Origin of the sequence: Streptococcus parasanguinis, from assembly GCF_016648925.1 — a bacterium.
GTDB lineage: Bacteria > Bacillota > Bacilli > Lactobacillales > Streptococcaceae > Streptococcus.
In genome coordinates this window covers 1-12765 of record NZ_JACLQX010000006.1, presented here as the reverse complement: position 1 = coordinate 12765, position 12765 = coordinate 1, and the positions used below count along the sequence as shown (strand labels likewise).

13 protein-coding genes are annotated in these 12765 nt (G+C 43.4%); 10 read left to right on the top strand and 3 right to left on the bottom strand.

The genetic code is table 11. The annotated features are described in order from the left end of the window. Positions 1-51: 51 nt before the first annotated feature. From H7T97_RS03240 to H7T97_RS03205, 8 genes are all read left to right on the top strand, one after another. Entirely contained in the window at positions 52-456 is a 405-nt protein-coding gene (locus H7T97_RS03240) for a PaaI family thioesterase (RefSeq protein WP_195529189.1), read from the top strand. After that, positions 431-1183, top strand: coding sequence for an HAD family hydrolase (locus H7T97_RS03235; RefSeq protein ID WP_150906196.1), 753 nt, complete (start codon positions 431-433; stop codon positions 1181-1183). The genes H7T97_RS03240 and H7T97_RS03235 overlap by 26 nt, the downstream gene beginning before the upstream one ends. 128 nt (positions 1184-1311) lie before the next feature. Beyond that, a complete protein-coding gene (locus tag H7T97_RS03230) occupies positions 1312-1647 on the top strand; it encodes a zinc ribbon domain-containing protein YjdM (protein WP_003016288.1) in 336 nt (111 codons plus the stop codon). 337 nt (positions 1648-1984) lie between these two features. Continuing rightward, on the top strand, positions 1985-2620 hold the full coding sequence (locus H7T97_RS03225; RefSeq protein WP_201089399.1) for a Pr6Pr family membrane protein: 636 nt from the start codon (positions 1985-1987) through the stop codon (positions 2618-2620). Positions 2621-2882: 262 nt separating this feature from the next. Beyond that, positions 2883-3401, top strand: a complete 519-nt coding sequence (pyrR, locus tag H7T97_RS03220) for a bifunctional pyr operon transcriptional regulator/uracil phosphoribosyltransferase PyrR (RefSeq protein ID WP_003001719.1) — start codon at positions 2883-2885, stop codon at positions 3399-3401. 46 nt (positions 3402-3447) lie between these two features. Next, positions 3448-4371, top strand: a complete 924-nt coding sequence (locus tag H7T97_RS03215; protein ID WP_049471804.1) for an aspartate carbamoyltransferase catalytic subunit — start codon at positions 3448-3450, stop codon at positions 4369-4371. 124 nt (positions 4372-4495) lie between these two features. Further along, on the top strand, positions 4496-5587 hold the full coding sequence (locus H7T97_RS03210; RefSeq protein ID WP_201089397.1) for a carbamoyl phosphate synthase small subunit: 1092 nt from the start codon (positions 4496-4498) through the stop codon (positions 5585-5587). Further along, positions 5584-7323 carry an ATP-binding protein gene (locus tag H7T97_RS03205; RefSeq protein ID WP_201089395.1) on the top strand — a complete coding sequence of 580 codons (1740 nt, stop codon included), beginning with the start codon at positions 5584-5586 and terminating at the stop codon, positions 7321-7323. The genes H7T97_RS03210 and H7T97_RS03205 overlap by 4 nt, the downstream gene beginning before the upstream one ends. A 37-nt stretch (positions 7324-7360) precedes the next feature. On the opposite strand, the gene pepT is transcribed toward H7T97_RS03205, so the two are convergent. Genes pepT through H7T97_RS03190 form a run of 3 tightly spaced genes read right to left on the bottom strand, consistent with a single transcriptional unit; the run spans position 7361 to position 10157 of the window. Then, positions 7361-8581: a peptidase T gene (gene pepT, locus H7T97_RS03200; protein WP_201089393.1), complete on the bottom strand. Its 1221-nt coding sequence runs from the start codon at positions 8579-8581 to the stop codon at positions 7361-7363. A 2-nt stretch (positions 8582-8583) separates the two neighbouring features. Next, positions 8584-9405, bottom strand: a complete 822-nt coding sequence (locus H7T97_RS03195) for a Cof-type HAD-IIB family hydrolase (protein WP_201089392.1) — start codon at positions 9403-9405, stop codon at positions 8584-8586. Continuing rightward, positions 9402-10157 carry a LexA family transcriptional regulator gene (locus H7T97_RS03190; protein WP_024056088.1) on the bottom strand — a complete coding sequence of 252 codons (756 nt, stop codon included), beginning with the start codon at positions 10155-10157 and terminating at the stop codon, positions 9402-9404. The genes H7T97_RS03195 and H7T97_RS03190 overlap by 4 nt, the downstream gene beginning before the upstream one ends. Before the next feature lie 195 nt (positions 10158-10352). Here H7T97_RS03190 and H7T97_RS03185 point away from each other — a divergent pair, with 195 nt between their 5' ends. Together H7T97_RS03185 and lepA are read left to right on the top strand one after the other, a co-directional pair. Next, positions 10353-10790: a GNAT family N-acetyltransferase gene (locus H7T97_RS03185; protein WP_150906188.1), complete on the top strand. Its 438-nt coding sequence runs from the start codon at positions 10353-10355 to the stop codon at positions 10788-10790. 66 nt (positions 10791-10856) lie between these two features. After that, positions 10857-12683: a translation elongation factor 4 gene (gene lepA, locus H7T97_RS03180; protein ID WP_201089390.1), complete on the top strand. Its 1827-nt coding sequence runs from the start codon at positions 10857-10859 to the stop codon at positions 12681-12683. Positions 12684-12765: the final 82 nt, after the last annotated feature.

Here is a 12765-nt window from a genome sequence, read left to right as displayed (position 1 = left end):
ATTGTAGTATGATAGAGGAGTTGAAAAGATGCTAGAAAAGGTGGCAAGTATATGAAAGATTTTCACTTTGATGCAATTGCTGCATTTGAAAATTATGAAATCGAAAGGATGAGAGATGGCCATGTAGTGGTGACAACCAAGGTCGTAGAATCATCGCTCAATTATTATGGAAATGCGCATGGAGGCTATCTCTTTACCCTGTGTGACCAAGTCAGTGGTTTGGTTGTTGTTTCTCAAGGTGTCGATGGGGTAACCTTGCAATCCTCGATCAATTACTTGAAAGCAGGGCGTCTGGGGGATGTCCTCACGATCCATGGTGAATGTGTCCACAGTGGACGGACGACTCGAGTTGTGGATGTCGATATTACCAATCAAGACGGGGCCAATGTCTGCAAGGCAACCTTTACGATGTTTGTTACGGGAGTGAGAGATGAGTCCGCACAAGTACGCATTTAAAAACTATATTTTTGATTTTTATGGAACCTTGGTCGACATCGAAACCGATGAGTCGAGTCCAATTTTATGGGATACTATGGCTCAGATCTACCAATCCTACGGGGCAAGCTACACAGGAGAAGGCTTGCGACTGCGTTATAAAGAGTTGGTGCAACAAGCCGAAGAAGACTTGGCCAAGGAAAAACAAGTTGCCTACCCAGAGATTGATCTGACGGTCATTTTTGTGCAATTGTATTTAGAAGGTCATCCAAGTGGGGATAGTGTTGCCCACCTCAAAGAGTGGGGGCGTTTGATTGCGCGAACTTTCCGTGTCCTTTCTCGCAAGCGGTTGGAGCTTTATCCTCATACGAAAGAAGTATTAGAGGATATGAAAGCTGCAGGTTGCCGAATCTTTCTCTTATCCAATGCCCAAGCAGATTTTACCAATCCGGAGATTGATTTGGTTGGTTTGAGAGAGCTTTTCCATGCCATTTACTTGTCGTCTGACGCAGGTATTCGTAAACCTCAGCCAGAGTTTCTCTTGGAAGTGATGAAAGAACACCAGTTGAACCCTGAGAAAACGGTCATGGTGGGGAATGACTTTACGACAGATGTCGCTGTTGCCCAAAGTATCGGGATGGAGAGTATCTTGATCAATACCTTCCCATACTCTGATGCTGAACTGCGCGAGAAGAATCAAGCAGGTGTGCGCGTGATTCGAGATATTCAAGAATTGCAGGAAGATTGAGAAATATCATCTATGTAGGGAGGCCAAGTCGCCTCCTTTTTTCTTGAAACTCCTACAGTCGAACAGAATTTGTCAAATTTTCGCTTTCATGGTATACTATGAAAGTTAATTTGAATAAGGAGATAAAAATGAATAACTTACCAAACTGTCCAAAATGTAACTCTGAATACGTCTATGAAGATGGAGCGCTCTTGGTGTGCCCAGAGTGTGCGTATGAATGGAACCCAGCTGAGGTCGAAGAAGAAGAGGGTGTCGTAGCGATTGATGCCAACGGAAACAAATTGGCTGATGGCGATACAGTGACCCTGATCAAAGATTTGAAAGTGAAGGGTGCACCAAAGGATTTGAAACAAGGAACGCGCGTGAAAAACATCCGTATCGTGGAAGGAGACCACAACATCGATTGTAAGATTGATGGCTTCGGTGCAATGAAACTCAAATCAGAATTTGTGAAGAAAATCTAAAGAAAAGTACACAAATTAATAGAGTTATTTAAGTTTATAATGGAACTTTCCGCTGTGAGAAAAGTACTTGAAACAGTATTGATTCAAGTACTCGGGAGTTTTGAAACTTTAGGTTCAAAACTAATTGAACACGGGCTACGGATTCTGTCAAAAAGATAAGTTCTCCTAGAATCGAAAGATTCTGCGTCAAACTTCCTATTTTGACTTTATCCGTATACGCCCTTTGTATCTTAATAAGTCATGGAACTTCGTAGAAGTTCGCTGACGTCCGTCCTCACTTAAGGAAAGTTCCTGATTAAACTGAAGGGCCTAGCCCCTTTTCTTTCAGGAGAATACTATGAAATCCAAACTATTATTTAGCTATCGTTTTCTATTGTTTATCTTAAGTGTACTCGGTGTTTATCTGCAACTGACCAAGCATGGTGGCTTTGGCATGATGCTCTATTACACCATTTTATCTAACATGTTGGTCATGTTCTTTATGGGAGACATGGTTTGGCGCATGGTTCGAGGTCGTTCGACCCAGACTCAGGGCTACCTTCGTATGAAAGGCGCAGTTACCATGTCCATTATGATCACCTGTGTCATCTACCACTTTATGTTGGCGCCTATTGCGACACCAGAGAAGTTTTATCGTTTGGAAAACTTCCTCTGTCATTACATCGTTCCTTTGATGTTCTTCTTTGATACTCTAGTGATTGATAAAGCCAAGCAATACCGTAAGCTCGATCCCTTCCTTTGGACCTCGATTCCCCTGGCTTACATGCTCTTTGCCCTTCTCAATGGATTGGTCTTGAAGTGGCCAATTCCAGGTGCAAAAGATAGTCCCTTTGCCTATTTCTTTATCAATGTTAATAAATACGGCTGGGCCTTTGTTGGAAAATGGGTGGTGATCATCTTTATCGCTTACCTCTTGGCTGGCTATGTGCTCTATGGGATCAAAAATATCAAGCGGAAATCGGCTGTTTCTTAGTAAAAACCGAACATTATTCGGACGAAAAGTCATGTTTTTAAATTTTTTTGAAAAATGTTGAGTTTTTTCTTGCATGTCGTTTGAAACTGTGATATAGTTATCTCAATTAAATAAATCCTTTAATCCTGTCCCGTGAGGCAGGCAAGGAGACTGTGAAAAACAATGGCTAGGACCATAGGGCGAGACTCTATCCTCTTAGACCATTCATTTGCTGAACCTCCTTGAAAAAGGAGGTTTTTCTTTTACAACTAAGGAGGACTGAATGAAAACCAAAGAAGTCGTTGATGATTTGACGATGAAACGGGCCATTACCCGCATCACCTACGAAATCATTGAACGAAACAAAGATTTGAGCCAGATTGTGCTGGTGGGGATCAAGACGCGTGGTGTTTACATCGCTCGCCGGATCCAAGAACGCCTCTCTCAGCTGGAACAAATCGATGTCCCTGTAGCAGAACTAGATACCAAGCCTTTCCGAGATGACATGAAGGCGACAGAAGATACAACGGTTTTACCAGTTGATATCGCTCATAGAGAAGTCATTTTGATCGATGATGTCCTCTATACAGGTCGCACGATACGCGCTGCCATTGACAATTTGGTCAGTCACGGTCGTCCTGCTCGAGTGAGTCTTGCGGTTCTAGTTGACCGTGGGCATCGGGAGTTGCCGATTCGTCCGGACTTTGTTGGGAAAAATATCCCGACAAGTAAGTCAGAGGAAATCATTGTCGAGATGGTGGAGCTAGACGGCCAAGACCGCGTCCTCATCAAAGAAGCTTAAACAAATTGTAAACTATTTGCATTCACATTATAAAAGGAGAATCAACATGTCTGAAAATCAAATCGCTCTTAAAAACCTTGTCTCAATGGAAACTCTTACCAATGAAGAAGTAATGGCATTGATCAAACGTGGGATTGAGTTCAAAAACGGAGCAAAAGCAGCCTACGAAGACCAACACATCATCTCAAACCTTTTCTTTGAACCTTCAACTCGTACCCACAAAGCCTTTGAAGTGGCAGAGTTGAAATTGGGATGTGATCTCCTTGACTTTGATGTGAAGACAAGCTCTGTGAACAAAGGGGAAACACTTTACGATACCATCTTGACCATGTCAGCTCTTGGTGTAGATGTCTGCGTCATCCGTCACCCTGAAGTGGACTACTACAAAGAATTGGTTGAAAGCCCAACGATCACTGCATCTATCGTCAATGGTGGGGACGGTTCAGGTCAACACCCAAGCCAAAGCTTGCTTGATTTGATGACCATCTACCAAGAATTCGGTCACTTTGATGGTTTGAAAGTTTGTATCGCTGGGGATTTGGATCACTCACGTGTGGCAAAATCAAATATGCAAATCTTGAAACGTTTGGGAGCAACCCTCTACTTTGCAGGTCCAGACGAATGGAGAAGTGCGGAATTTGAAGACTATGGAACCTTCGTCACTATCGATGAAGTCATTGAAGAAGTAGATGTGATGATGTTCTTGCGTGTGCAACACGAACGTCATGATTACGAATCACTCTTCTCTAAAGAAAACTACCACCGTCTTCATGGCTTGACTCAAGAACGTTATGACCGTATGAAAGATACAGCGATCTTGATGCACCCAGCACCAGTCAATCGTGACGTTGAAATTGCGGACCACTTGGTAGAAGCTCCTAAATCACGCATCGTACAACAAATGACCAACGGTGTCTTTGTCCGTATGGCCATCATTGAAGCCGTCCTTAAAGGTCGCGGTGCAAAATAAGATAACTGACAATTCATTGAAAGGAAAGAAAGAGGACAGAGTAGAGAGCTACATGGAATCTGACTTTCCTTTTTTTGAGGAACTATGATAAAATTGGACTAGTGTAAAAGAAGGGAGGGGTTCGATGAAACGATTATTGGTCCTAGAGGATGGGACTGTATTTGAAGGGGAAGCCTTTGGTGCAGACCTATATGTGACTGGTGAATTGGTCTTTATGACAGCCATGACAGGCTATCAAGAATTGATCACGGATCAGGCTTTTAGTGGCCAGATACTCTCTTTTACCTTTCCAGTTATTGGCGCAACAGGGATCAATCGAGATGATTCTGAATCGATTACGCCCACCTGTTTGGCAGTAGTCGTTCAGCATCTGGTGGAGATGCCGAGCAATTGGCGGCAGCAGATGACCTTGGATGAATTCTTGAAGCGAAAAAAAATCCCTGGTATTGTAGGGATTGATACGAGACAGGTGGCAAAAATTGTCCGCAAGTATGGACGGATGAAGGCAACGGTCATTAACAAGGGGGATTCGATCGAGCATATTTTGGATCAGTTGCGAGCGACAGTCCTTCCCAAAGACCAAGTGCGTCAAGTCTCGACAAAAACGGCCTATGCTGTACCGGGTTTTGGTAAGAGTATTGCCTTGATCGATCTAGGGGTCAAACACTCTGTCTTACGCCAGCTGAGTCAAAGGGACTGTAATGTCACGGTCTATCCCTATGACATCTCTTATGATGAACTGATGGAACAGCAGCCCGATGGCGTTATTTTATCCAGTGGGCCTGGAGATCCCCATCAGGTGAAAAAACTCTGTCGCTTGATCCAAAAAATCAATGGTCAAATTCCGATCTGGGGCATGGGCTTGGGAGCACAGGTACTAGCTCAAGCTTATGGAGCGGAGCTAGCTCCCATGGAAGTTGGACACTTCGGATTAAATATTCCTGTTCGTGAAATTGCGACAGGAAAAATTGAGATGACTAGTCAAAATCACTTGTATAGTATCGCACGCGATAGCCTACCCCATGATTTATTGGTCACGCATGAAAACGTCAATGACCATAGTATTGAAGCTTTTCGCCATCGTTACCAACCGATTTTAGGGGTTCAATTCCAAGTGGATGCTAGTCCAGGCCCAAGGGAAAATCTCTATTTTTATGATGAATTTTTAGAGTTGATTGATGCCAAAATTCACGAAAGTAGAAGGGAGAAGGAATGATGAAACAAAACCAGAAATTGCTTCTCCTATGTGGAGATTCTTATCAGGATATTAGCCTCTTGGCTGCGGTACAGGAAACACAAAAACTGAATGCCAAGGATGGGAATGCTCTTGTCCTATACCTGGGCGAAGAAAATGCTTTTACACAAGAAGCTGCAGATCAGGTTGTAGTCTGTAAGCTCAAGCTGGATGCTCTTAAGACGACTCTTCTTTCTTATACTCGATCCCGCTTGCTCTTAGCTTTTGCGGATAAACAGATTTTAAATCTCTTATTTCGATTGGAAGAAACTGGATTTTTCAAAGACGCATCGATTAGGATTATCGGACCGAGCCTCCAACGCTACCGGACCTTTTATCAGCAGGCGGATCAACGACGCCTCTTTCAAGAGTTGGGCTATCAGGTACCTGCTTCCGCACTGGTTGGCTCGGTTCGAGAAGCCATCGAGTTTTCTGAAGGCATTCAATTTCCCATTATGATCTGGCCGGTAGCGAGTAAGCAAGGGCAGGGACGAAAGATTGCTCATAACTTGGATGACTTGTGCGAAGCAGTGGAAACGGGACTTTCGGTCTCTCCAAGTCAGCAGTGTTTGCTAGAATTTTCGACCTATGGCTTTAAGGAATTGGATTTTGTGGTCATGCGCGATCGCGAAGACAATCACTACCTGGCAGCCTCTATTGAAAGCATTGATCCTGTCGGGATCCACTCTAGTGACTCTTATCAATTTATGCCAGCGGTCACCCTGACAGACCGGGAGTTTCAAAATCTTCGTGAAGCAGCGATCCACATCAGTCGCTATTTGAAGCTGACAGGAGCCATTTCGATCAAGTTTGCTTTGGATCCGACGAGCTATGCTTTTTATATCCTAGAAGTTAATCCATTTGCTTCAGATAGTATCTCGATGGCCTCTATGGGCTTGGGCTATTCCTTGTTTGAGCAAGGAGTACAGTTGCAATTAGGGCGCTCTCTCGAGCATTTGCCTCATCCCTTATTAAAGGATTTAAAGGCCGTTTACGAACCGAGTTTGGACTATATCTTCTTTAAGATCCCAATTTTTTCTGATGCTGCTAAAAATGCCCGCCTCAATACCCAAATTCACTCTTATGGGGCAGTTTATGGATTTGGAAAGAGAATCGATGAAGCTTATCAACAAGCCCTAGAAACCATTAAAGACAAGAACTTGCTGACCATCCTTCCTGAGGAAATGAGCGATGATGAATTAATCCAGAAAATTGCTCGTCATATGCCCCACCGGCTCTTCTATATCTTAGAGGCTCTGAAACGTGGTTTTGAGTTTGAGGAACTCTTGGATTTAAGTAAATTATCCCCTATTTATTTGCAGGTCCTAGCCAACCTTGTAGTGATGGAAAAAGCAGCAGAAGTTGCAACAAGCCCAGCATTTCTTCCGGTTGAGCCATCAGCTGGCTTATATGAGGTCAAAGCAGGAGCAGCCTATTATCTGACCCAAAACGGGACCAATGAGTCATTCGGTTTGGATGCTGCCTGTGTTTTAGTGGATGATCTAGAAATTCGGGACACGAGCTTTTACCAAAAGGTACGAAAGAAGGAGCAAGAGTTAAAAGAAAAAGGACAACAGGTGATCTTAGTCACCAATCGTCCTTTTACAGAATCTTTGGCAGATAAAGTCTATTATCTCCCTATCCATGAGACAAGCCTTCACCTGATTCAGACCATTGATCAGGTCAAAGATATTGTCAAGCTTTCTAATAGACAATAAAGGATCCGGACAAACTATCCGAATCCTTTTTTGTTTCTTATTTTTTGGTCACAATACCGATAATGGTATCAACTGCGCGTTCCATGGTTTGGAGACTTACGTATTCAAAGCGACCATGCATGTTTTCGCCACCGGCAAAGATATTTGGTGTCGGAATTCCCATAAAGGAAATTTTAGACCCATCAGTACCACCGCGGATCGGTTCAATGATTGGAGTGATGCCAAGATCTTCCATGACTTCTTTAGCAAGGGTAATCGGCGTCATATCTTTTTCAATCACTTGCTTCATGTTGTAGTACTGATCTTTGAGGGTGAGGAGAATGCGTTCGCTACCGAGCTCCGCATTCATCTGATCCGCAATAGATGTCATGAGGTCTTTGCGTTTCTCAAAGCTTTCGGTTTCAAAGTCCCGAATGATGTAACTGGCACTTGCTTCCTCAACAGTACCTTCAATGTTCATCAAGTGGTAGAAGCCTTCATAGCCTTCGGTTAATTCAGGACGTGCTCCTTCAGGTAGTTTGTTATGGAAATCAATGGCCAATTGAAGGGCATTGATCATTTGACCTTTGGCTGTACCTGGGTGGACATTGCGTCCTTTGAAGGTAATTTCAGCTCCAGCTGCTGAGAAGGTTTCGTATTGAAGCTCCCCAAGAGGACCGCCATCAACCGTATAAGCAAAGTCTACATCAAAATCTTCTGCATCAAATTGATCTGCTCCGACGCCGATTTCTTCATCTGGACCAAAGCCGACACGGATCTCCCCGTGTTTGATTTCAGGATGCGCTGTCAGGTATTCGATAGCCGTCATAATTTCAGCGATACCAGATTTATCATCTGCTCCCAGAAGAGTAGTACCGTCCGTCGTGATCAAGGTTTGTCCCTTGTAGTTGTTCAAATGAGCAAAATCAGCTGGATCCAGTGTGAAACCAGAACCCCCTAGAGCAATGACACCCCCATCGTAATTCTCAACGATTTGTGGATTGACATTTTCAGCATTGAAGTCAGCGGTGTCCATGTGAGAGATAAATCCAATCTTGCGTGTAAAGCTTGGATCATTAGCTGGAAGTGTTCCAATGGCATAGCCGTTTGGCAAATAGTAGACGTTTTGAAGCCCCACGCGTTTCATTTCAGGGATCAAGACGTTTGTTGCAAAATCAACTTGTGATTGGGTACTTGGAGTGGTTGTAGAATTTTCATCTGAGCGTGTGTTAACTTTTACATAGGTAATAAAACGGTCCAACAAATTTTGGTATTTCATGATCATTCTCCTTTTTCAGTTTCAATTAATTTGTGAATAGCATGGGCCACACCATCCTCATCATTGGTCAGGGTGATGAAGTCTGCGATTTCCTTGACAGCAGCATTGCCATTTCCCATAGCAACGCTGTAACCAGCAAAACGTAGCATTTCAAGGTCATTATTGGCATCTCCAAGAGCCATAACCTGGTCTCTCCTGTAGCCCAATGTTTGACTTAATGCTTGAAGAGCAGAAGCCTTGCTCGCGCCTTTTGGCAAGATTTCAAACAAGATATCCTGTGAACGAACAGTGTTAAAATCGGCCTCTAATGCAGCCTCGTTCTGAGCTTGGAAGTCATCAATAGCAGAAGGATCTCCTACGTACATGGCTTGAAAAATAGGAACAAGGTTGGGTAGATCCTCTTCTGAGACAAGTGTCGGTTTACTATTAACAATGCCCGCATCCATCGTGACAAGTTCACTGGCTTCAGGTGCGACCACTAGGTAGTGATCTATGTCAAATAAGGTTAGCTGGACATCTGTATCTTCCGTCAAAACATGCAAGCGGTGCATATCCTCAAGGCTCAATTCTTCCTTGCTAATGATTTCCCAATTCTTAGTCGACAAGGTTGTACACCCGTTATTGATAATCATATAGTAGTTGCCATCAGGAAGACCAATCTCTTCAAAGATGGGCCGTACCCCCGCTAAGGGGCGACCAGTACAGATCACAATATCATAACCGGCTTCATGGGCCCGGTGGAGAGCTTCAATATTGCCTTTAGAGAGAGTCTTATCCTCATGCAAAAGAGTTCCGTCCAAGTCAATCGCAATTAATTTAATCATTTGATTTCCTCCAAATCAAGAGGAACAAAGCCATCAATCACTTTTCCAATCACCCCAGGTTCCTCATCTAGTGGAATGATTTGATCACTATATTTCTTATTGAGGGAAACCAGTCGAATACCGTTGGCCTCACGAAAGACACGTTTGATCAACGTTTGCCCATCAAAATCAATGGCATAAATAGCCCCTGCCTGATCATAATAGGTTTGCTTGATTAACACAACCGCCCCTTTTACGTATTTAGGCTCGAGGGAATCCGTATGAATCCAAAAAGCCAAATCGTAAGGAATCTTTTGATCAAACCAGACGATATCAGCTTGTTTCTGATTTTGGTAAGCTGCAAAAGAATCATAGACAGAATAAGAGTGGTATTGCTTTTCAATTTTCTGTCTTTCTTTCTGATGGGTCAAGAGACTCTTTCCATAAGAAAGAAGATTTTCTTGATTTCCTTCATCGAGCTTTTTATACAATCGTTCGATCTCTGAATCAATGACCACAAAATCATTGCGCAAACGAGGGTCAATTTCAGCAACTGCTACCTGGAAAAAGGCTGCAATCTTCTCTAAATTTTCAGGAACGGGAAGAGAAGTTCCTTTTACATATCCAGTCAGGGTACTTGCAGGGATTCCAGTAATACGAGATAATTCGATCTGTTTTTTTCCTTGTTCTTTCAGTAATTCTCTGATTTTTTCCGATATAATCCGTAATGCCTCTTTGTCTTGAGGGCTTGCTTTTCCACGACCTCTAGCCAACGTACTCACCTCCTTGTATTTACCCTTACTATTATAATGAATTAAATCGAAAAAGTAAATAGAAATCCCTGAGAAATGCGAAAAAAGATGAATTTGATCTAAATCGGATTTTCATTTTAAATTTTATCAGATATTCCTTTACTTTTTGAGGAAAAAGATCTAAGATAATACTAAAGGGTTCATGGAGGTGAAGGCATGATTCGTACTGTTCAAGTTAAAGATGCAGGTCAAATTAGAGATTTATGTCACCAAGCATTGGGGTATGATTCGACCCTGGAGAAAGTGGCAGCTCAGATTGATAAATTTAATTCGCCAGATTCGGATCATTTTTGCTTTGTTTATGAAGAGGACCAAACAGGCCATATTCTTGGCTATGTGGAAGCAGAAGTTTATGAAAGTCTCTATAGTGACGCCGGTCTGAATGTTTTGGGTCTAGCGGTTTTTCCATCTGCTCAAGGACGTGGGATTGGTCGCCAATTGATGGAGCGAGTTGAAGAACTTGCCAAAAGCAAGCATTATGCTTTTATCCGTTTAAATTCCGCCTCTCATCGAAAAGAAGCCCATCTCTTTTACGAACGAATAGGTTATGAGGGAAATAAAACGCAGAAGCGATTTTTGAAAATAATGAATTAAGATAGGCAAAGGCCTATCTTTTTTGTTATAATGAAGAGTACGATTAAATTTACTAGGAAGATGATTATGCCAAATTTTGAAGAATTAAAAAAACGACAAGAGAAGATTCGGAACTTCTCGATCATCGCCCATATTGACCATGGAAAGTCAACCTTGGCCGATCGAATCTTAGAAAAAACAGAAACCGTGTCTAGTCGGGAGATGCAAGCCCAACTCCTAGATAGCATGGACCTGGAACGGGAACGTGGGATTACTATTAAGCTGAACGCCATCGAATTGAACTACACGGCTAAAAATGGGGAAACCTATATCTTCCACTTGATTGACACACCAGGACACGTGGACTTTACCTATGAGGTTTCGCGGTCGCTCGCTGCCTGTGAGGGGGCCATTCTCGTAGTGGATGCCGCTCAAGGGATTGAAGCTCAGACCCTAGCCAACGTCTACTTAGCGCTGGACAATGATTTGGAAATCCTTCCAGTCATTAACAAGATTGACTTGCCAGCTGCAGATCCAGAACGGGTGCGCACAGAAGTAGAAGATGTCATCGGCTTGGATGCTAGTGAAGCTGTCCTAGCCTCTGCCAAAGCTGGTATTGGGATTGAAGAGATTTTGGAGCAGATCGTTGAGAAAGTTCCAGCACCGACTGGGGATGTTGAAGCCCCTCTTCAAGCCTTGATCTTTGACTCTGTTTATGATGCCTATCGTGGGGTAATTCTTCAGGTCCGTGTGGTCAATGGAATGGTTAAACCAGGCGATAAGATCCAGCTCATGAGCAATGGCAAGACCTTTGATGTCACAGAAGTTGGGATCTTTACTCCTAAAGCAGTCGGCCGTGATTTCCTTGCGACGGGAGATGTTGGCTATATTGCGGCCTCTATCAAGACTGTTGCGGATACCCGCGTCGGGGATACGGTGACCCTAGCTTCCAATCCGGCAAGTGAGCCACTACATGGATACAAGCAAATGAATCCAATGGTCTTTGCCGGTCTTTACCCAATCGAATCTAACAAATACAATGATCTTCGTGAAGCCTTGGAAAAATTGCAATTGAATGACGCCAGTCTTCAATTTGAACCGGAAACTTCTCAGGCCCTCGGTTTTGGTTTCCGTTGTGGTTTCTTGGGTCTCCTTCATATGGACGTTATCCAGGAGCGCTTGGAGCGCGAGTTCAACATTGACTTGATCATGACAGCACCGTCTGTTATCTACAAGGTCAATTTGACAGACGGAGAAGCACTGGATGTCTCAAACCCTTCTGAGTTTCCAGATCCAACCAAGATTGCTTCGATCGAAGAACCTTATGTCAAAGCACAAATCATGGTGCCACAAGAGTTTGTCGGTGCGGTTATGGAACTGGCCCAACGGAAACGCGGTGATTTTGTGACCATGGACTACATCGATGAAAATCGGGTGAATGTCATCTATCAAATTCCACTGGCGGAAATTGTCTTTGATTTCTTTGATAAATTGAAATCTTCTACTCGTGGCTATGCGAGCTTTGACTATGAGTTGTCTGAATACCGTCCTTCTAAATTGGTCAAAATGGATATCCTTCTCAATGGCGATACCGTCGATGCCCTCAGCTTTATCGTTCACAAGGACTTTGCTTATGAACGTGGTAAGTTGATCGTTGAGAAGCTCAAGAAGATTATCCCTCGTCAACAGTTTGAAGTGCCTATCCAAGCAGCGATCGGTCATAAGATCGTGGCCCGTACAGATATCAAGGCCCTTCGTAAGAATGTCTTGGCCAAGTGTTATGGTGGGGACGTCTCACGGAAACGCAAGCTTCTTGAAAAGCAAAAAGCTGGTAAGAAACGGATGAAGGCCATTGGATCTGTAGAAGTACCACAGGAAGCCTTCTTATCTGTCTTGTCAATGGATGAAGAATAACATTTAGAGAGTGGGACAGAAATCGGTAATTCGTTAGAATTCGATTTCGTCGTCCCACCTCCGCACAGTTGAGTAGGGCTGT